Source organism: Streptomyces sp. NPDC058008 (assembly GCF_042886395.1).
Lineage (GTDB): Bacteria > Actinomycetota > Actinomycetes > Streptomycetales > Streptomycetaceae > Streptomyces.
This window is the reverse complement of record NZ_JBHVQX010000005.1, coordinates 110079-128436: the sequence shown is the minus strand read 5'-3', so window position 1 is coordinate 128436 and position 18358 is coordinate 110079. Positions and strand designations below refer to the sequence as shown.

At 69.4% G+C, this 18358-nt stretch carries 14 protein-coding genes, 1 tRNA gene and 2 pseudogenes; 7 read left to right on the top strand and 10 right to left on the bottom strand.

Annotated features, from left to right (window positions below):
- The first annotated feature begins 150 nt into the window (after positions 1-150).
- Together ACFVS9_RS06770 and ACFVS9_RS06765 are read left to right on the top strand one after the other, a co-directional pair.
- Positions 151-924: an aminotransferase class IV family protein gene (locus ACFVS9_RS06770; protein ID WP_389930632.1), complete on the top strand. Its 774-nt coding sequence runs from the start codon at positions 151-153 to the stop codon at positions 922-924.
- Between the two features lie 130 nt (positions 925-1054).
- Positions 1055-1936 (top strand): annotated as a pseudogene (locus ACFVS9_RS06765) (SUMF1/EgtB/PvdO family nonheme iron enzyme).
- 265 nt (positions 1937-2201) lie between these two features.
- Here ACFVS9_RS06765 and ACFVS9_RS06760 read toward each other — a convergent pair.
- The 6 genes from ACFVS9_RS06760 to ACFVS9_RS06735 all read right to left on the bottom strand — a co-directional run bounded on the left by ACFVS9_RS06760 (position 2202) and on the right by ACFVS9_RS06735 (position 8647).
- Positions 2202-2495, bottom strand: a complete 294-nt coding sequence (locus ACFVS9_RS06760) for a hypothetical protein (protein ID WP_389930629.1) — start codon at positions 2493-2495, stop codon at positions 2202-2204.
- Positions 2496-3099: 604 nt separating this feature from the next.
- Entirely contained in the window at positions 3100-4809 is a 1710-nt protein-coding gene (locus ACFVS9_RS06755) for a relaxase/mobilization nuclease domain-containing protein (RefSeq protein WP_389930626.1), read from the bottom strand.
- Positions 4810-4814: 5 nt separating this feature from the next.
- The gene (locus ACFVS9_RS06750) at positions 4815-5366 is read right to left on the bottom strand and encodes a MobC family plasmid mobilization relaxosome protein (protein WP_389930623.1); all 552 of its coding nucleotides are present in this window, start codon (positions 5364-5366) and stop codon (positions 4815-4817) included.
- A 309-nt stretch (positions 5367-5675) separates the two neighbouring features.
- On the bottom strand, positions 5676-6503 hold the full coding sequence (locus ACFVS9_RS06745; protein ID WP_389930620.1) for a DUF2637 domain-containing protein: 828 nt from the start codon (positions 6501-6503) through the stop codon (positions 5676-5678).
- A gap of 369 nt (positions 6504-6872) precedes the next feature.
- Entirely contained in the window at positions 6873-8183 is a 1311-nt protein-coding gene (locus ACFVS9_RS06740; protein WP_389930617.1) for a DUF3631 domain-containing protein, read from the bottom strand.
- A 233-nt stretch (positions 8184-8416) separates the two neighbouring features.
- Positions 8417-8647, bottom strand: coding sequence for a hypothetical protein (locus ACFVS9_RS06735; protein WP_389930614.1), 231 nt, complete (start codon positions 8645-8647; stop codon positions 8417-8419).
- 93 nt (positions 8648-8740) lie between these two features.
- Between ACFVS9_RS06735 and ACFVS9_RS06730 the strand changes: the two genes are divergently transcribed.
- Together ACFVS9_RS06730 and ACFVS9_RS06725 are read left to right on the top strand one after the other, a co-directional pair.
- Entirely contained in the window at positions 8741-9421 is a 681-nt protein-coding gene (locus ACFVS9_RS06730) for a helix-turn-helix domain-containing protein (RefSeq protein WP_389930611.1), read from the top strand.
- 5 nt (positions 9422-9426) lie between these two features.
- A pseudogene (locus ACFVS9_RS06725) lies at positions 9427-10949 on the top strand (tyrosine-type recombinase/integrase).
- 130 nt (positions 10950-11079) lie between these two features.
- Here the strand turns inward: ACFVS9_RS06725 and ACFVS9_RS06720 are convergent.
- Positions 11080-11154 (bottom strand) — tRNA-Thr (locus ACFVS9_RS06720).
- 178 nt (positions 11155-11332) lie between these two features.
- On the opposite strand from ACFVS9_RS06720, the gene ACFVS9_RS06715 reads away from it, so the two are divergent.
- The 3 genes from ACFVS9_RS06715 to ACFVS9_RS06705 all read left to right on the top strand — a co-directional run bounded on the left by ACFVS9_RS06715 (position 11333) and on the right by ACFVS9_RS06705 (position 13863).
- On the top strand, positions 11333-12469 hold the full coding sequence (locus ACFVS9_RS06715; RefSeq protein ID WP_383116367.1) for an ABC transporter ATP-binding protein: 1137 nt from the start codon (positions 11333-11335) through the stop codon (positions 12467-12469).
- Between the two features lie 224 nt (positions 12470-12693).
- On the top strand, positions 12694-13107 hold the full coding sequence (locus ACFVS9_RS06710; RefSeq protein WP_389930608.1) for a hypothetical protein: 414 nt from the start codon (positions 12694-12696) through the stop codon (positions 13105-13107).
- Positions 13108-13143: 36 nt separating this feature from the next.
- Entirely contained in the window at positions 13144-13863 is a 720-nt protein-coding gene (locus ACFVS9_RS06705; protein ID WP_383116365.1) for an NDP-sugar synthase, read from the top strand.
- Between the two features lie 71 nt (positions 13864-13934).
- Here the strand turns inward: ACFVS9_RS06705 and ACFVS9_RS06700 are convergent, their stop codons facing one another.
- The 3 genes from ACFVS9_RS06700 to cysS all read right to left on the bottom strand — a co-directional run bounded on the left by ACFVS9_RS06700 (position 13935) and on the right by cysS (position 18334).
- Positions 13935-15572, bottom strand: coding sequence for a DoxX family membrane protein (locus ACFVS9_RS06700; RefSeq protein ID WP_383116364.1), 1638 nt, complete (start codon positions 15570-15572; stop codon positions 13935-13937).
- A gap of 298 nt (positions 15573-15870) precedes the next feature.
- On the bottom strand, positions 15871-16827 hold the full coding sequence (rlmB, locus tag ACFVS9_RS06695; RefSeq protein WP_383116363.1) for a 23S rRNA (guanosine(2251)-2'-O)-methyltransferase RlmB: 957 nt from the start codon (positions 16825-16827) through the stop codon (positions 15871-15873).
- Between the two features lie 106 nt (positions 16828-16933).
- A complete protein-coding gene (gene cysS / locus ACFVS9_RS06690; protein ID WP_383116362.1) occupies positions 16934-18334 on the bottom strand; it encodes a cysteine--tRNA ligase in 1401 nt (466 codons plus the stop codon).
- Positions 18335-18358 lie beyond the last annotated feature (24 nt).

Sequence of the window (18358 nt, the reverse complement as noted above, 5' to 3'; positions counted from 1 at the left end):
GCATCTCGTGGGCACGGCACCAGACTGGCCGAGGAGCGAGCGACCCCGGAACGGCCTCCCACCGCCTCAGGACCGAACTCTCACCGAACTTGAGCGCTCTGTCGGACGCTTGTTCCACATCGACCTGCCGGGGGCTGCCATGCTGGCGGGATGGCAGAGTTGAACGGAAAAGCGGTCAAGGTCGAGGCGCTCCAGAACCTGGCCCTGACCAACTACGGGCACTTCACCTCGATGCGCGTCGAGGACGGTCGGGTGCGCGGGCTGTCGCTTCATATGGAGCGGCTCCAGCGCGACTGCGAGACCCTGTTCGGGGCGGAGCTGGACCCCGAACGCGTCCGCGACCTGGCTCGCAGAGCGGTGCCCTCGAACGGAGCAACCGTCGTACGGGTGACGGTCTTCGACCCGGACCTGGACATGGGACACCCAAGCTCCGCCGACGAACCTCGCGTGCTGGTCACGTCGCGGCCGGCCGCCGATCTGCCGCTGCCGCCGCTCCGGGCGCAGTCGAGTACGTATACCCGGGACCTGCCGAGTGTGAAGAGCGTCGGGCTCTTCTCCAGCCTCCACCACCGCCGCACCGCACAGCTCAACGGCTTCGACGACGCGCTCTTCGTCGACGGACGGGGAACCACCTCCGAGGGGGGAACCTGGAACATCGGGTTCTTCGACGGAGACGAGGTGATCTGGCCCGAGTCCGGCTGCCTTCCCGGTGTGACGATGCGGCTGCTCCAGCAGTCCCACGAACACGACACGCGTCCCGTGGGCCTGGCCGATCTCCCGCACATGCAAGCGGCCTTCGCGACCAACGCGGCCGTGGGTGTCCGAGCCGTCAGTGGAGTCGACAGCATCGTTCTGCCCGAGACCCACGCGGTGATCGACACCCTGCGCAAGGAGTACCTGGAGGTGCCGGGCGAGCTGCTGTAAACGCCCTGTGGCGCGGCCCTCCAGGAGCTAGGCTGGCTCGTTACCGATTTCAGCTACGGGGAGTTGCAGGGTGGCCACGGTCGAGCAGTGGACCGGCCTGGAGGTCCGGGCCTTACGCGACGCGTCACGGATGAGTACGACCGAGTTCGCCGCGCGTCTGGGTGTCAGCGACCGGATGGTCTCCAAGTGGGAACAGCGCAAGGACACCATCAGACTGCGCCCCGTGAACCAGGCGGCTCTCGACACCTTCCTCGCAGCATGCGACCCGGACGTCCATACGAGGTTCGCCAGTCTTTCCCGTTCCCTGGACACCGTGCTGCCGGCCCAGGGAAATCCGGAACACGGGGCACAGCTCATCCAGCAGCACACGCGGCATCCGCACGACGGCAAGACGATGGCCCTCGTGGAGGCCGGCACCTTCCTGTCGAGCGAGGAGAACCGGCCGATCTGGTTGCCGGCCTTCTCCATCGACGTCTACCCGGTGACGAACAGCGACTACGCCCGCTTCGTCACCGCCACCGGTCATCGAGCGCCCCAGCACTGGCCTCGTGGCACGTGCCCGGAGACCATCCTCGACCACCCGGTCGTCCTCGTCACATAGCACGACGCCACCGCCTACGCGTCCTGGTCGGGGAAGGAACCTCCGACCGCCCAGCAGTGGGAGAAGGCCGCGCGCGGCCCGCATGGCGGCGTCTATCCATGGGGCGATCAGCCGACCCCCGCCAAGTGCAACTCCCGTGAGAGCGGCCTCGGTTCGACGACTCCCGTCAGCAGGTACCACAGCGGCGTCTCGCCCTACGGGGTGTACGACCTGTGCGGAAACACCTGGGAATGGTGTTCGACCCGCACCGAGCCCGGGCGCTACGCGCTCAAGGCCGGTGCCTGGACCAGCCCCTTCGCCAGAGCGACGCCGTCCGCCTTCAACGACGCCTCGGCGTCGATGCTCGACGACGACACCGGATTCCGCTGCTGCGTCCCCGAGTCCGCAGTCCCGGTTGTGGGCGAGCGTTGACGACACCGGGGACCGGGCTATCGCGATGGCTGACCAATCGGTTCAAAGAATCGACCCCCCTCCACCCGGTTACTCTATGTGACAATTATTGATCTCCCGTCAATGCGGGAGAACATCGCGATCCCGAGCCAGAGGGGATCGCTTCCGTCTCAGGCATTATTAATCGCTCAATTCTGCCAAAAGTGGGCCGACTATATTTCCCCGGCCGGCCCACTTTGTGAATCTCGAAATTAGCGGCGAGATTACATCGAAGATGGAATCTCTTCTAGCGGCGATCCACTTTGAACCATGCGGCAATAATTATCGACGCCGAAATTCCGGCGGCACTAATACTTGCGGCACCCGGTTTCATTAGAACCAGTACAGCGAAGAATCCCAGGATGATTACTAGCGCAAAAATTCTGCGCCACCAATCTTTTCCTGCGGGCAAGCTATTGAACCACCCAGAAGTATCCACCTGCACATCTTCCCTCTGTGCATCCTTATTTTCCGCCACTATTTCGCCGTCACTGGTATGATTCACCGCATGGGACTTTTCGCGAGTCTCATCTTCTTCCACTTGGGAAACCTCCAATTGGTTGATGCACAAAGGACCCCTTCTCCGGAAGCAACTTGGCAGGGGCTATCCGGAGGAGGGGTCCATCATAACCGGCCGCTGGAGCCGCACGAAGCCTCTGCTGACGGAATTCGGAATGCCCGACAGGGGGGCACTCTAATGACCTGCATAAATGCAGCGAATGGGCCTCTCGAATTAATTTCAGCAGGCCCCCGGAGCCTCCCCCTGCTCCCCGCCCCCAAAACCCTCTCCGATCGCTGCTCTCGAGTGCAGCCCATTTTCCGCAACCTTCTGACCTGCGAAAATAGGCAGTCATCCCAAAAATCCCCATCACGGGGCAACGGCGCTGCCCTGTGATGGTTTTGGTCGGGACAACGCCGTTCACCCGGCAGGCGGGCTTCTACGGATTTTCGCAGGTCAGAGGGCATCCCGAAATGACCCATTTGCAACAATAAGAACCTTATGCGCCATGCGGCTATCGCGGCTTGACGTGACATGAAGGCCCAAACTTGAAGATCTCCGTCACTCTGTGTAATGGTTCCAGATTGCCGTGAGAGGCCGGCCTCACCGCTTCCCCGCAGGGGCCGAGTGCCTTGTCGAACATGAATCACCGATGTTGGGTACGGCGGCTCGCGGCCGTCGGTGCGACCGAGTGGTTCGGGCTGAGGAGCTGCGAGGCGGGCGCGGAGGCGGTCATGGTTGTGCGTCGGCGGGCTGCTTCGGCGCGGGGGTTGGGTGCGGGGTTGCGGCTGGTGTGGTGGATGCGGGTGATCAGGACGCGGGCGGATTGGCGGGCGGTGGTGAGTTCGCGCCTGGCGGCGGCTTCCTTGAGGAGTTGGTGTGGTTGGTGGCCACGTGCTTCGGCGTCGGAGAGGACAGTGGCGAGGGCGGGCCAGGCGGTGTCGGTGAGGATGCGGTCGGCTTCGGCGGGGAGGGCTGCCCGTACGTCGTGGGCGAGTGTGCGGCAGGCGGTCTCGCCGGGCTGGCGGGCCGTGAGTTCGGTGAGTACGGGGGCGAGGGTTTGGTCGGCTGCCGCTTTGAGGCGTTGGACGGTGACGCGGGCGGCGTCGGCCTGGTGGGCGTGGCCCTTGGCGTCGTGCCAGCGTGTGGCGAGGATGGCGGCCCAGAGCAGGGCGGCAACGAGCGCGGCGAGGGCGCTGCCGTCGGGGCCTGTCGCGGTGGTGGCGATGTCGCGTGCGGCGGTCCGCAGGGCGTGGGCGGTGCGGTCGTCGGCCCGTATCCGGGAGCGCTGCGCGCGGGCGTACGCCTGGCTGGCGGCTCGTAGTGGGCCGCGCAGGTCGGCGGGGGCCTTCTGGGCGGTGGCTTCGATGAGTTCACCGAGCGCGGTGATGTGGGCTTGGGCGTGGGTGTCCTCCGCCAGGCTGGTGTGAACGGTGTCGAGGGCGTCGGTGGCGTGGTGCCAGGGGGTTGTGGGCCGGGTGCGGCGGGCGGTGGGGTATTCCTCGGGAGTGGTGCTTTCCAGGCGGGCGCGGAGCTTCGGCAGGGTCAGGTCGGGGGCGATCTTGCCGCCGGCGTGGAAGATCTGCTCGCCGTTCTCGGTCAGGTCGTCGGGCCGGCCTGCCGCGTAGCCCAGGAGGTCGCCGGAGGGTCCTCGGCGTTCCTTGATCTCGACGCCGTCGGCTTCGAGGTAGGCGAGGAGTTCCTCGACGGTGCTGGCGTGGGGGATGGCGGCGCGGATGCGGTCCTGGAGCCATGCGGGGCTCGTCTGCTCCCAGCCGAGGCGGGCGGCCTTGTGCATCTGTGCCTGGTTGGGGCGGCGGATGCTGCTGCCGTCGCCCTTCTTCAGTTGCCGCAGGCCGTAGTCCTTCTCAATCTGGCGGCAGGCGTCGCCAACGCGTACACCGCTGCCGTGGAGTTTGGGTCGGCGGCCGTCCTCGCGAACGGTGGTGGCGAGGATGTGGATGTGGTCGTCGGCGTGGCGTACGGCAATCCACCGACAGGCGAGGTCGTCGCCAGCGGGGGCGATGCCTGCAGCGGCCACGATGCGCTGGGCGACTTCCGCCCACTCGGTATCGGAGAGGTGGCGGTCCTCGGGCGCGGTGCGGACGGGGCAGTGCCACACGTGGCCGGTCACCGGTTTGCCGAACTCGTCGTTCCGCAGCCGGACGGGCTCGTCGAGGTGGCGGGCGAGCTGGGTGAGCGTGGCGCTCTCGTCGCGACCGGGGTCGGGCATGCCGAGCATGGCGTAGGCGGTCACCAGGTGCGGGTCAAGGTGCTCGTCGTGGCGGCCGGGACCGTAGAGGTAGGCGAGCAGACCGCGGGTGTTGGATCCGGAGGGCTTGATGGCGGCGATCATCTCGGTCAGACCTCTGTCGGGTCGGCGGGCCCGCACAGGGCTTGGGCTATCTGCGACAGCAGGCGGTCGAGTTGGTCGAGCTGCTCGCGGATGTCGGGCAGGGTGAGGTCGCTGTTGAGGGCGCGGGCAATCTGGTTGATGTTGACGCCGATCCGGTTGAGCTGGCGCAGGACCTGTGCGCGGAAGACGTGGGTGCGGCGGCGGTCTTCGGGCAGGGGCAGATTCGCGGTGAAGCGGCCAGCCAGAAAGGCGAGGACGATGTCGGCCGCGAAGCCGGATTCGCCTTTGTAGCCGTGCTCGGCGGCGGCCTCCTGGAGCAGGGCGCGCTCCTCGCCGAGGAAGCGCAGAGGGCCGACGCGCTCGACTCGTTTGTCACCGCTGAAGCGGCGGATCGTGGGCTGCGCGCTCTTCACGGACGGCTCGCTGGCAGCGGTCTCGGTGGTGCGGGTGGGGCGCAGGATCTTGCGCTGGACGTCGTGGAGAGTGTCCAGGTCGGGGCCGCCCTCGGCCCCGACCTCCCGGCCCAGCGCCCCCTGGCGCTGGGCCGTCTCCGCCACCCCCTGGGGCGGAGACCCCGAAGACCGGCCATGAGTCGGACTCGGGGTACTACTGGCTCCGCCAGGAGCCGTCCGTCCGAACGCCCGCCGCAGACGTTCCAGGGGCGTCATCGGCTTCGTTGATATCTGCGGCCCGTCCGGGTTGCTCTCGGGGTGGTGCGGGTCGTTGGTCACGGTCGGTTCTCCGGAGTGGTGCGGGCGGGGCGGCAGCTTGGGTGGCCGTCGACTCATCCACAGGTGTGGATACGGGGTCGGGCGGCGAGGGACCGGGGCTGGCAAGCGCACGGATTGCGCCCACCGGCCTGACGGTCAGGCGCTCTTCGGCCTGGTGCCGTTTGTGGGGGTGGGTTCGGCCCGGAGGGTGTTCATCACTTCGGTGAGTCGTTGGCCACCGACCGTAAGTCCCCGATCCCGTATGGCCCGCTGGACGCAATCGCGGGTCAGCTTCCCTTCCTCGGCTGTGGCGGTTCGCCCGATCTCTACGAGTTCCTCGACCGCCGCGCCGGCCGGTCGGCCGCTGCGTGGCCTGCCGGTCGGCTGCGGCTGCTCTTCCGCCTGCTGAGCGGAAGTGGTCGCCGGAAGTTCGAGGTGCTGACCGGAAGGGACGGCCGATGCTTCCAGCAGCGGGGCGAGCTCTGCCTCGGCTTCGCTGTCGGACCCGTCGACGAGCTGGTGGATCTGCCGCATGAGTACGGCGAAGGCCAGCAGGGCGGCCGTCGGGGGCACCGCCGCGACGACGTAGTCGAGTACGGGCACGGGGCCGGGTCGGCCCGTGCCGCTGACTCCGGCCACGTTAAGCGCAATGGAGCCGACCGAGCCGGTGGCCGTCAGGGCGATGGCCCAACCGTCGGTCACCGCGCGCAGGCCCGCCCTGAGCATGAGCAGTTCGCCAGCAACGATGAAGGCGTCCAAGGTCGCGGGCCATGCCCACTGCCGGGTGGGCGAGCCGCCCAGACCGTGTTGCCCGGCGACTTCGGCAAGGTGGGCGTAGGAGAGCCAAAACCCGGCGGCGGTCAGGGCCACGATGACGACCCCGGCGGCGACGAGCGCGTACCGCTCGGCGGTGTGCTTGGCAGGCTGCGGGCGGTGGGGTGATGTGCTGGGTGTGCGGAGGGAGGTGAGAGTAGGGAGGGACAAGCCGGGTACTCCTGTGGTTCGTGGTCTGATGATCCGTCTTGGCCGTCTCAGCCGTTGCAAGCCCAGGTCAGGGCCGGGACGGCAGCCGTTCCACCGAGCCGTCCAGCTCGGTGGGCGGGGCGCTCCGCACCCCCGGCGGCCGGGACGGCTCGGCTTCGGTGTGCCGTCCCGGACGGTGCAGCTCTGACCTGCGGCGGTACGGCGGAGACGTCTGGGACGGCACAAGACGGATCCGGTCGCCGTCCTGGGACGATCAGGCCGTGTCGGGCCGCGTATCCGTCTTGGCCGCGTCTTCCGTCTTGAGCTCATGCCGTCTGACCTGCGGGATCACGGCAGGGACGGCAGGGACGGCATCCGTGGCCGTGGGGCTCAACCTGTTTCGGGCGTGCTGGCCGCGTGGTCGACGGGCTGGACGGTGGGGCAGTAGCGCCGCCACGCGTCGAGGAACTTGTTGCGCGTGTATCCCTTGCGCTGGGTTCCGTCGGTGAGGCGGACGTTGCCGGGTTTGATGCCGAACTCGCGCAGCAGGTCTCCCAGGTGGCGGGAGGTGAGCCCGTCGCGTCCCCACTCGGCCCAGGGGCCTTCGGGGTCCTGACGGAGCAGGCGGAGTACGTCCTCTGTAGTGAGGCTGTCGGGTTCGCGCTGAGCGGCGAAGGCCCTGCGAATGTCAGCCAGGATCCGCGCTCCGCCGGGCTGGTCCTCCTCCACCTCGACCTCGGTGGCGACCATCCGACCGCACGCCGTACGGGCGAGGCGGGGCCAAGGCCCTGCGGCGAGGTCCGCGATGATGACCAGCGGCTCCCAGGTGTCGGCGGCCCGGTCCTCCACCGGCATCTCCGGCTCCCGTTCCGCCGCGACCTCCAGGTGCGGCTTCGCCCACTGCGCTATCCGGTCCCGCAGCTCGTGCAGGACGGGGATGTCACGGCGCGAGCGGAAGGGCTTCACGTACTCGCCCTCGGCCCGGCGGCGCATGCGGACCACCACGGCCCTGTCCATGATGGTGTCCGGCAGGTCACCGATTCCGGCCAGCGCCGCCATCGCGAACGTCGCGAACCGGTGAGGGGTGTGGTCGTTGCCGACGACGCGGGTGACGTAGCGGTTGCGCTGGTGGCCGGCGTTGAGCAGGCCACGCATCTCCTCGTTCTTCTCCGCCATCTTCGGGGTGCCGAAGATGGTGTCCGCCTCGTCCACCAAGAGCGTGGGCGGCTCCTCCGTGATCGACCGGAAGACCGCGGCCGGCGTGGTGTTGATGGTGCTCATCGGATCGTGGACCGTCTCGGTCAGCACGTCGAGCAGCCGCGACTTTCCGCACCGCTTGGCCGGGCCCACCACCGCGAGCCGCGGCGCGTGCTGCCAGGCGGGTTGCAGGTGCGTGGCGGCCACCCAGAGCGTGACCGCGTCCAGCGCCTCGGTGGAGGGCAGGATCACGAACTTCGCTATCTGGGAGCGCAGTTCCTCCAGCAGGGCCGAGCCTGCCGTCGGCTCCGCATCGGCGATCGGCTCCGGCCCGGGTGCCAACTCTCGGACAGGGGCCTCTGCCGTAGCCGCCCACCGGACGCCATGGCCGGGGTACTCGCGGGCTTCGTCGTCCTGGGAGTGGCCGGGTCGTCCGGGAACGGCGACCGGGGGCCACGCGGGCTTGTCTGCGTCGGAATAGGGTTCGGCTCCCGTGTGTTCCACGGGGCAGCTCCTCGTCTGGCGGTGGCAGGCTTGCACGCCTTGGCCGCCGGGTTGGTTCTTCACGGGCCGTTCGGGGTTGCTGGGGCCTCCGGCGTTGCACCGCCGGGGGCCCGTTCGCGTCTCGCGAGCACCGGTTGATCGCGAGGGACAACGGACAGTACGTCCACGCCTCGCCACAGTCCACCGTTTCTGTGTCAGCTCAGCGCAGAAGCGCCCGCGCCTCGCACGACGCGTCATGCGGCCAGACCCAACAGGCTGAGCAGGTCGGCCGTCACCACCCGGTAGGCATTGCCCAGCCGGAGCACCCTGCACGGATACAGACCCCGCTTAGCCAACTCGTATCCCTTGCTCCGCCCCAGCCCCAGCGCCCGGTTGCCCGTCTCCAGGTCAACAGATACCGGCAGGCCGAGCAGCTCCTCCCGGCTCATACCGCACCCCCGCCCGAGGCCCTCGTTCTCGCGCATCAGCACTCCGTCCATGACGAGCCCTCGGCGAACACTGCGATCGCGTCCGTCTCCAGGCCAGTACAACCAGGATGATCGAGCTAATGTGTCTACATGACACAACACAGATTTCATCCTGGTGAGAACGAGGACGACGTCCCCCTGTGGGAGGACCAAGTCACGGCGACCGTGGCCGGCGAGGTACGGAGACGAAGGAAGGAGTTGCGCATGAGCGCCCAGGACCTGGCCGACCGCTGTGCGGAGATCGGCCATCCGATCCCCCGCAACGTCATCGCGAACATGGAGTCCGGACGCCGCGCCACCCTGCCCCTCGTCGACGTCATGGCCCTGGCCATGGCCCTCGACACCCACCCGATCTGCCTCATCTACCCAGTGGGATACGTCGACGACGTCCAGCAACAACCGCTGGATGACCCCCGGCCCACCTGGGACGCCATGCAGTGGTTCACCGGCGAGGCCCCCGACGCCTTGGAGACGGAGTCCGTGATGCTGCGTAACTTTCGGGCGCACGCCAGCCACCACCACGCGGCGCTCACCGCCGTCAGAGGCGAGGAGTACGAGCGGTGGAAGGCCAAGACCGCACACAGTCCCGCAACGCGCTCGGAGGCCCTGCTCGCCCGGGAGAACTACGCCAGACAAGCAGCTCATGCCATGCACGGACTGCGTACCGCACGGGACTACATCCGCGAGGACGGTGGGACACCGCCGTACCTCGCACCCGAACTCTCCGACGCCGAAGCGCCGGAGGACTCCCCCGACACCACCGAGGAGTAAGACACTTGAAGGGCTCCACCTACCGCCGCTGCTCCTGCCGCGACCCGAAGACCGGCAGGGAACTCGGCACCGCCTGCCCCAAGCGTGGCGCCAGGAACCACTGCACCTACTCCGTACGCCAGGAACTGCCTTCCCGCGAGGACGGCAGTCGGCGCTCCTTCGCACGGGGCGGCTGATCGCCGCGATGCTCGCGGACGTCAGCAGCGAAAAGGCACCCTTGCCGGAGGTCGAGGAAACCCGGCGGCGGCTCAACTCCGGCCAGGACCTCATCGGCAGCCTGACCGTCGCCGAATGGCTCGATCGCTGGCTGGCCGGCAAGCGGATTCGCAAGTCCGGCCTGAACCGCTACGAGACTGACGTCCGCGTCCACCTCAAAACCGCACATCGGCGGCCGGCGTCTCGACCGCCTACGCGTCAGCCACCTCAGCGAAATGTTCACGGCCATCGCGGACGCTAACGCCGAGATCCTGGAGCAGAACGCCCAACGGCGTTCAGCGGTCGGGGAACTGGCGATCGTCCCATGGAAGGGGTTGGAGAATCGCGCTCGCCGTAAGGCTCTCAAGGAGGCGATCGACGCGATGCCGCCCTACCGCCGCGCCACCGGGCCCTCCACGCGCCAGCACGTCAAAGCGACACTCCGCGCCGCCCTCAACGACGCGATCGGCCAGCAGATCATCACGTTCAACCCGGCAGCCCACGTCGAGATCGACGCGGCCCGGAAGCCGAAGGCGCTGGTGTGGACGGACGAGCGGGTCGCCCGGTGGCAGCAGACCGGCGAGAAGCCCTCGCCCGTCATGGTCTGGACGCCGGAACAGACCGGCGCCTTCCTGGACTTCGTGGCCACGGACCGCCTGTACGCCATGTGGCACCTGGTCGCCTTCCGCGGCCTGAGGCGGGGCGAGGCGTGCGGCCAGCCGTGGTCGGAGACCAACCTCGACCGGCACTCCCTCACCGTTACCGGTCAGCTCGTGCAGGACGGGTGGGAGGTCGAGTCGTCCGAGCCGAAGACAGACAGCGGCTTCCGCGTTGTGGCCTTGGACGACGACACCGTCGGCGTTCTGGAGCGGCACCGCAAGCAGCAGGAGGCAGACCGCGCGGAGTGGGGCCCGGCCTGGGTGAACACCGGCTCGTCTTCACCCAGGAGGACGGCTCTTGGCTCCACCCCGGCAAGGTCACCGACCTCTTCGAGCGCCTCGTTGCCGCCTCCGGTCTCCCGCCGATCCGGCTGCACGACCTCCGCCACGGCGCCGCAACGCTCATGCTCGCCGCCGGCATCGACGTCAAGATCGTGTCGGACACCCTCGGGCACAGCGACACCCGGATCACGCGGGACATCTACCAGAGCGTCCTCCCCCACGTCGGCAGGACCGCCGCCGAGGCCACCGCGAAACTGGTCCCGCTCCAGCGGAAGACGGATGCCGAAGAAACCGCGCGCAAGGCGGACAAGGCCCGGAAGAAGGCCAAGCGAGCCAAGAAGACCCGGGCCCAGGGCAAGAACAAGGACCGCCGAAAGAAGCCCAAGGAGTAGGGGCGGATCACCCCTCCGCTCACGCATCGGTCACGCAAGCCATCCCTCGGCACCCCGGCCGTGCGACCCGCCATGCTCCGGGCAACAGAAAACCCCAGGTCACGGGCTATGCGACCTGGGGTTCTCTCCGAGCCCCCTGTCGGATTCGAACCGACGACCTACGCATTACAAGTGCGTTGCTCTGGCCGGACTGAGCTAAGGAGGCAGTGCGGAAGCAGTGTAACCAACGCCGGGACCGGAACCCGCTCGATATTCGGGACCTCGGACTGCTGACAGATCCGAAAACGCCAGGTAGCGTCACCTCAGGTTCACTCCAGTGGACCACACCACTCCCTTACTCGGATCGTCCGGCACGTTCCTGCCGGTGGAGGAGAAGAATCGCCATGGCCAGTGTCACGTTCGACAAGGCGTCCCGCGTCTACCCCGGCTCCACGAAGCCGGCTGTGGACCAGCTCGAGATCGACATCGAGGACGGCGAGTTCCTCGTCCTCGTCGGTCCCTCCGGCTGCGGCAAGTCGACCTCCCTGCGCATGCTCGCGGGTCTCGAGGACGTCAACGGCGGTGCCATCCGCATCGGTGACCGCGACGTCACGCACCTGCCCCCAAAGGACCGGGACATCGCCATGGTGTTCCAGAACTACGCGCTGTACCCGCACATGTCCGTCGCGGACAACATGGGCTTCGCGCTCAAGATCGCCGGTGTGAACAAGACCGACATCCGGGCGAAGGTCGAAGAGGCCGCCAAGATGCTCGACCTCACCGACTACCTGGACCGCAAGCCGAAGGCGCTCTCCGGTGGTCAGCGCCAGCGTGTGGCGATGGGCCGCGCCATCGTGCGTGAGCCGCAGGTCTTCCTCATGGACGAGCCGCTGTCGAACCTCGACGCCAAGCTCCGTGTGTCGACGCGTACGCAGATCGCCTCGCTCCAGCGCCGCCTCGGCATCACCACCGTGTACGTCACCCACGACCAGGTCGAGGCCCTCACCATGGGCGACCGCGTCGCGGTCCTCAAGGACGGTCTGCTCCAGCAGGTCGACTCGCCGCGCAACATGTACGACCGCCCGGCGAACCTCTTCGTGGCCGGCTTCATCGGCTCCCCGGCGATGAACCTCGTCGAGGTCCCGATCACCGACGGCGGCGTGAAGTTCGGCAACAGCGTCGTCCCGGTCTCCCGTGCGGCGCTCTCCGCCGCCGCGGACCGCGGTGACCGCACCGTCACGGTCGGCATCCGCCCCGAGCACTTCGACATCGTCGAGCACGGCGGCGCCGCCGCTCAGGGCCTCTCCAAGGGCTCGGCCGACGCCCCGGCCGGCCTGGCCGTCTCGGTCAACGTCGTCGAGGAGCTCGGCGCCGACGGTTTCGTCTACGGTGCCGCGCAGGTCGGTGGCGAGCACAAGGACCTGGTCGTCCGCGTCGGCGGCCGTGCCGTTCCGGAGAAGGGCACGGAGCTGCACGTCGTGCCGCGCCCGGACGAGCTGCACGTCTTCGCGACGTCGACCGGTGAGCGCCTGACCGCCTGATCCGTCCGTTCCAGCGCAACGGCCCCGCGTCCCCTCCAGGACGCGGGGCCGTTCGCGTGTCGCGGGCCGGATCGGGTTTTGGACCCGATGGGCGCCAAATACCCCGGCACACCGGTCAATTCACCCCAGTCCGTCAACGCGTGATTCGAAAAGACTCCTCGAACCATCCCCCGCAGGGGTGACGAAATGTCGTCAGGTCGTCACTGCCCGCTACGCTCGCCTGCGTGACCCACACCGCGCGCCGAATCGGCCGAACCCTAGCTCTCGTACTGCCCGTCGTCATGGTCCTGTCCGGGACCCTCGCGGTCACCCGCGTGCAGTGGTCGGGGCAGGACACCGAGACCCAGTTGATGACCGCAGCCTCGGAGACCGTGTCCAAGCAGGCGAAGGCACCGGCTCCCCAGGAGGTCCTGCGGGACAAGCTCCTGCTGGAGCTCCGTGAGAAGGACCCGGGGGTCGCGTTGACGAGCCTCCAGCGGACCGTCGAGAAGCGGCCCTCCCTCGCGAAGCACTGCATGTCGATCGCCAAGGCGCTCGGCAAGGCCGCGGTCGACCAGTACGGTCCGACGCGCGCCCACCGCTTCTCCCGCCCGGTCTGCGACACCTCGTTCGCCTCGGGCGTCGCACAGTTCAGCTGAGCCGGGTATGTCCCGGCACGGCATATCGTGCCTGGCATGCATACGTATCCGACGCAGGCCGTGATCCTGGCGGGTGGTCAGGGCTCGCGGCTGCGCCCGTACACCGATGACCGCCCCAAGCCGATGGTCGAGATCCCGGGGACCGGGACCCCGATCATCGGCCATCAGCTGTCCTGGCTGGCCGCCGAGGGCGTCACCGACGCCGTGGTCTCGTGCGGCCATCTCGCCGATGTGCTGAAGGACTGGCTGGCGTCGGCCGATCTCCCGTTGCGCGTCACGACCGTCGTCGAGACCGAGCCCTTGGGCCGGGGCGGCGGTCTCAAGCATGCCGCGGCGCGGCTGCCCGATCCGTCGGAGCCCTGGTACGCGACCAACGGTGACATCTGGACCCGCTTCTCGCTGCGCGAGATGGCCGCGTTCCACGCCGAGCGGGACGCCACCGCGACGCTCGCGCTCGCCCGTCCCCGCATCCCGTGGGGCGCCGTGGAGACCGACGCGTTCGGGCACATCACCGACTTCATCGAGTCGCCTCCGTCGCCCTACCTGATCAACGCCGGCGTGTACGTCTTCGCGCCCGCGTTCACCGCCATGCTGCCGGACCGCGGCGACCACGAGCGGACCACGTTCCCCCGGCTGGCCCGGGAGCGCCGGCTGGCCGGGTTCCCGCTGCCGCACGGGGCCTACTGGCGGGCGATCGACACCGCGAAGGACCTCACCGAGGCGGCGAGGGAGCTGGGCGCGCACACGGGCGGCTGATCCGTCCGTACGCGCACGAGGGCGGTCACCGGATGTCCGGTGACCGCCCTCGTGGTGCGGGGTGGGGTCTGTCAGCCGAGCAGGCCGCCGATGGGGTTCCGCCCGGCGCCGCCGGACGAGGAACCGCCGTCCGAACCGCCGCCGTCGGAACCGCCGTCCGAGCCGCCGTCCGAACCGCCGGAGGAGGCCGAACCGGACGAGCTGGGACCCGAGTCACCGGACGGGGGCTCCTGCGGAGCGGGCTCCTCCGGCGGTGCCTGGCCGGTGCCCTGGGTCTGGCTGGGCTGCCCCGTGCTCGCACCGGCCGTGGGACCGGAGTCGCGCCCCGACCGGGAGTCCGGGGTGGACTCCTTCGCCGACGGGGTGCCGGGAGCGCTGGAGGGCGCCGTCTCGGGGGCACGGCTGTCGGGAGTGCGGGAGGGGTCGCGCTTCTTGCCCGTCGACTCGTCGGGGAGCGGCGAGCCGGGCAGCTGGTTGGTCGGGTAGCTGTCGGGGCCCGGCACGGTGACGACCTGGGTGGAGCGCACCGCCCCGCCGAGCATCGAACCGACGAGCAGGGTCAGGCCCACGACGACCGTGGCGACCGCCGCACCGCGGCGCAGCACCCGGCGGCGGAGGTCCCAGAGCGCGGAACGGGGGCCCAGCGTGCGCCAGGCTTCCCCGGCGAGGCGGCCGTCCAGGGAGTAGACGGGCGCGCCGGCGATGACCAGAGGGCTCCAGGCGGCCAGCAGGATGATGTCGGGGGTGTCGTAGGCGGCGGCGGTGCGCCAGCTGACCGTCACCAGGAGGGCGGCGGAGAGCAGCACGCCGAAGGCCGCCGCGACCCGCTGCCAGAGGCCGAGGACGGTGAGGACGCCGACGACGACCTGGAGGAAGGCGACGGTGAGACCGGCCGCGACCGGGTGGGAGAGCGCGAAGTCGCGCAGTGGCCCGGCGGCGGCCCAGGGGTGCAGCGAGGTCAGCCACTTCACCATGGAGCCGCGGTCGCCGCCGTCGAAGTAGGACGGGTCGCAGAGCTTGCCCATCCCGGCGTAGATCGAGAGGAAGCCGAGGATGACGCGCAGCGGGAGGAGGACGACGCCGAGGTTCATCCGGCGGCCCGGGTAGTAGGCGTGCCGGACGCTGTCGCCGGTCTGGCGCCGGTCCGCGGCGGAGGTGCCGTCCCGGTCCTCCGCGGCGTCCTCGTCGTAGGTGATGTCGTACGCGTCGCGGGAGAGCGTGTCGGCGGAGTCGTAGGCGCCGACCGCCTGGCGCATGGGGGGCAGCAGCGGCCCTGTGCGGCCGCCTCCGGGCCGCTGGGGCGCGAGGAGCACGGGGTTGGGCTGGGTCTCGTCGAGGCGCGGGATGACCTGCGTGCCGCCGCCCACGTCGTCGTAGCCCGGGCCGAAGTCGCCGCCGGGCCGGGTGTCGAGGTGGCCTGCGGTGGAGTTGCGTACGGCCTGCAGCAGTCCGGTCGCTCCGGGGTCGCCCGGTTCGGACCTGCCGCTCCAGACGACGGGAGCCCTCCTGCGGCCGCCCGCGCCGCTCATGGCGGGGATCCTGGCCGGTCCGGCGGAGCCCACGGGGCGCAGACGGGTGCGCTGACCCGGGGCGAGCTGTACCCGGAAGCTGGCGTGGCTGACGATGACCTGCGCGGGGTCGCTGTCCACCTTCGTCATGCTCAGGGCGGGTTGGTCGTCGAACCGAGGCGTTCTGGTGTCCACACTCATCTAACCGAGTGATGTGTGATTAGGACACTGCCTTGACGCCTCCAGAGTGTCCGAGACCCGTCAACCGTCCTCCGGGCCCCGCCCGTCGGCGTCCCCCGGGCGGGCGGACAGGACGTGTCCGGACCGCTCCGTCGCTGGTGGGACGCCCTTCGGGGCCGGTCACGCCGGTGTGTCGGCACGGGAGGGCGCGCGGGCGGCGCATGCGCGACGTCACGCCGGGCCGTGCCCTCCCGTGCGGGCCGCGGACGCTGCCGCGGGAGGGCGCCGGGACCCGGTACCGGGTCCCGGCGGACGGGTGTCACGCGCGGCGGCGCGCCACCTCGTAGAGCACGATGCCCGCGGCGACGCCGGCGTTCAGCGACTCGGCGCCGCCCGGCATGGAGATCCGGACGCGGTAGTCGCAGGTCTCGCCGACGAGGCGGCCCAGGCCCTTGCCCTCGCTGCCGATGACGATGACGACGGGGCCCTCCAGGGCCTCCAGGTCCTCGACGGTGTGCTCGCCGTCGGCGGCGAGGCCGACGACGGTGAGGCCGGCCTTCTGGTAGCCCTCCAGCGCGCGCGTCAGGTTGGTGACGCGGGAGACCGGCGTACGGGCCGCGGTGCCCGCCGAGGACTTCCACGCTCCGGCGGTCATACCGGCCGCCCGGCGCTCGGGGACGACGACGCCGTGGCCGCCGAAGGCGGAGACGGAGCGGACGATCGCACCCAGGTTGCGGGGGTCGGTGACACCGTCGAGGGCCACGATGAGCGGGTCCTCGTTGTTGTCGTACGCGGCGGAGGTGAGGTCCTCCGGGTGTGCGTACTCGTACGGCGGGACCTGGAGGACGAGGCCCTGGTGGTTCAGGCCGTTCGTCATCCGGTCGAGCTCGGGGCGCGGGGCCTCCATGAGGTTGATGTTGCCGCGCTCGCCGGCGAGCTGGAGCGCCTCACGGACCCGCTCGTCGTTGTCGATGTACTGCTGGACGTAGAGCGTGGTCGCGGGGACCCCGTCGCGCAGCGCCTCGAAGACCGGGTTACGGCCGACGACCATCTCGGACGTGCCCTTGACGCCACCGCGGCGCGGCGCGGGGCGGCGGGCGGCGGCCTGCTTGGCCTGGGCGTTCGCCACCCTGTTCTTCTTGTGTCCCTTGCGGGCGGAGGCGGGCGGCGTCGGCCCCTTGCCTTCGAGACCACGGCGTCGGTTACCGCCGCTGCCGACCTGCATGCCCTTCTTGTTGGACGTGCGGCGGTTCCTGCGCTGGCTGTTCCCGGCCATGACCTACCTGTTTCGTTGCTTCAGAAAGACGTCGTCAAGTGAAAGTGTGCCGCCCGGACGGCCGGGCGGCACATTTGCGCTGCTCACGCATGGTGCGAAGGTCCGCTCAGCGCGGTCCGAGCGTCCACCGGGGCCCGCTGGGGCTGTCCTCGATGACGAGGCCGGACTGGTTGAGCTGGTCGCGGATCGCGTCGGCGGCGGGCCAGTCCTTGCGCTCGCGGGCCGACTGGCGCTGGTCCAGGACGAGCCGTACGAGCGTGTCGACGACGCCGTGCAGATCCTCGCCCCGGTCGCTCTCGCCCGCCCAGTGGGGGTCGAGCGGGTCCAGACCGAGGACACCGAGCATCGCGCGGACCTCTGCGAGGCGGGCGACGGCGGCTTCCTTGTCGTCGGCGGCGAGGGCGGAGTTGCCCTGCCGGACGGTGGTGTGGACGATCGCGAGGGCCTGCGGGACACCGAGGTCGTCGTCCATCGCCTCGGCGAAGGCCGGCGGCACCTCGGGGGCGGCCTCGACCGGTCCCCCGGCCTTCTCCACCACGCGCTGGACGAAGCCCTCGATGCGCGCGAAGGCGGACTCGGCCTCGCGCAGGGAATCCTCGCTGTACTCGATCATCGACCGGTAGTGCGGGGTGCCGAGGTAGTACCGCAGGACGATGGGGCGCCACCGCTTGACCATGTCGGCGACCAGGACGGAGTTGCCCAGGGACTTCGACATCTTCTCGCCGGACAGGGTGACCCAGCCGTTGTGCACCCAGTACTTCGCGAAGTCGTCGCCGAAGGCCTTGGCCTGCGCGATCTCGTTCTCGTGGTGCGGGAAGATCAGGTCGATGCCGCCGCCGTGGATGTCGAAGGCGCTGCCGAGGTACTTGTGCGCCATCGCGGAGCACTCCAGGTGCCATCCGGGACGGCCGCGGCCCCACGGGGTCTCCCAGCTGGGCTCGCCCGGCTTGGCGGCCTTCCACATGGCGAAGTCGCGCAGGTCTCGCTTGCCGGTCTCGTTGTCGCCCGAGGGCTGGCGCAGGTCGTCGAGGTCCTGGTTGGAGAGCTCGAGGTATCCCTCGTACGAGCGCACGTCGAAGTAGACGTTGCCGTCGGCCTCGTAGGCGTGGCCGCGCTCGATGAGGCCGCGCATCATCTCGATCATCTCGGGGACGTGCCCGGTGGCGCGCGGTTCGTACGTGGGCGGGAGGCAGCCCAGGGCGGCGTACCCGTCGTTGAAGGCACGCTCGTTCTCGTAGCCGATGGACCACCAGGGGCGGTTCTGCTCGGCGGACTTCTTGATGATCTTGTCGTCGATGTCGGTGACGTTCCGGATGAACGTGACGTCGTAGCCGCGGTACTCGAACCAGCGGCGCATGATGTCGAAGTTCAGCCCGGACCTGATGTGCCCGATGTGCGGGGCGGCCTGCACCGTCGCGCCACAGAGGTAGATCGAGACACAGCCCGCGGTGAGCGGGACGAAGTCACGGATCTGCCGGGCGTCGGTGTCATGCAGGCGAATAGTCACCCCTCAAGGGTAGTGGGCCCGCAC

What these genes read in the sequence shown, in the direction of transcription:
- ACFVS9_RS06705 (WP_383116365.1), top strand. Translation starts at nt 13,144, where the DNA reads ATGCATACGTATCCGACGCAGGCCGTGATCCTGGCGGGTGGTCAGGGC.
- ACFVS9_RS06770 (WP_389930632.1), top strand. Translation starts at nt 151, where the DNA reads ATGGCAGAGTTGAACGGAAAAGCGGTCAAGGTCGAGGCGCTCCAGAAC.
- ACFVS9_RS06755 (WP_389930626.1), bottom strand. Translation starts at nt 4,809, where the DNA reads ATGATCGCCGCCATCAAGCCCTCCGGATCCAACACCCGCGGTCTGCTC.
- ACFVS9_RS06730 (WP_389930611.1), top strand. Translation starts at nt 8,741, where the DNA reads ATGACACAACACAGATTTCATCCTGGTGAGAACGAGGACGACGTCCCC.
- ACFVS9_RS06735 (WP_389930614.1), bottom strand. Translation starts at nt 8,647, where the DNA reads ATGCGCGAGAACGAGGGCCTCGGGCGGGGGTGCGGTATGAGCCGGGAG.
- rlmB (WP_383116363.1), bottom strand. Translation starts at nt 16,827, where the DNA reads ATGGCCGGGAACAGCCAGCGCAGGAACCGCCGCACGTCCAACAAGAAG.
- ACFVS9_RS06700 (WP_383116364.1), bottom strand. Translation starts at nt 15,572, where the DNA reads ATGAGTGTGGACACCAGAACGCCTCGGTTCGACGACCAACCCGCCCTG.
- ACFVS9_RS06715 (WP_383116367.1), top strand. Translation starts at nt 11,333, where the DNA reads ATGGCCAGTGTCACGTTCGACAAGGCGTCCCGCGTCTACCCCGGCTCC.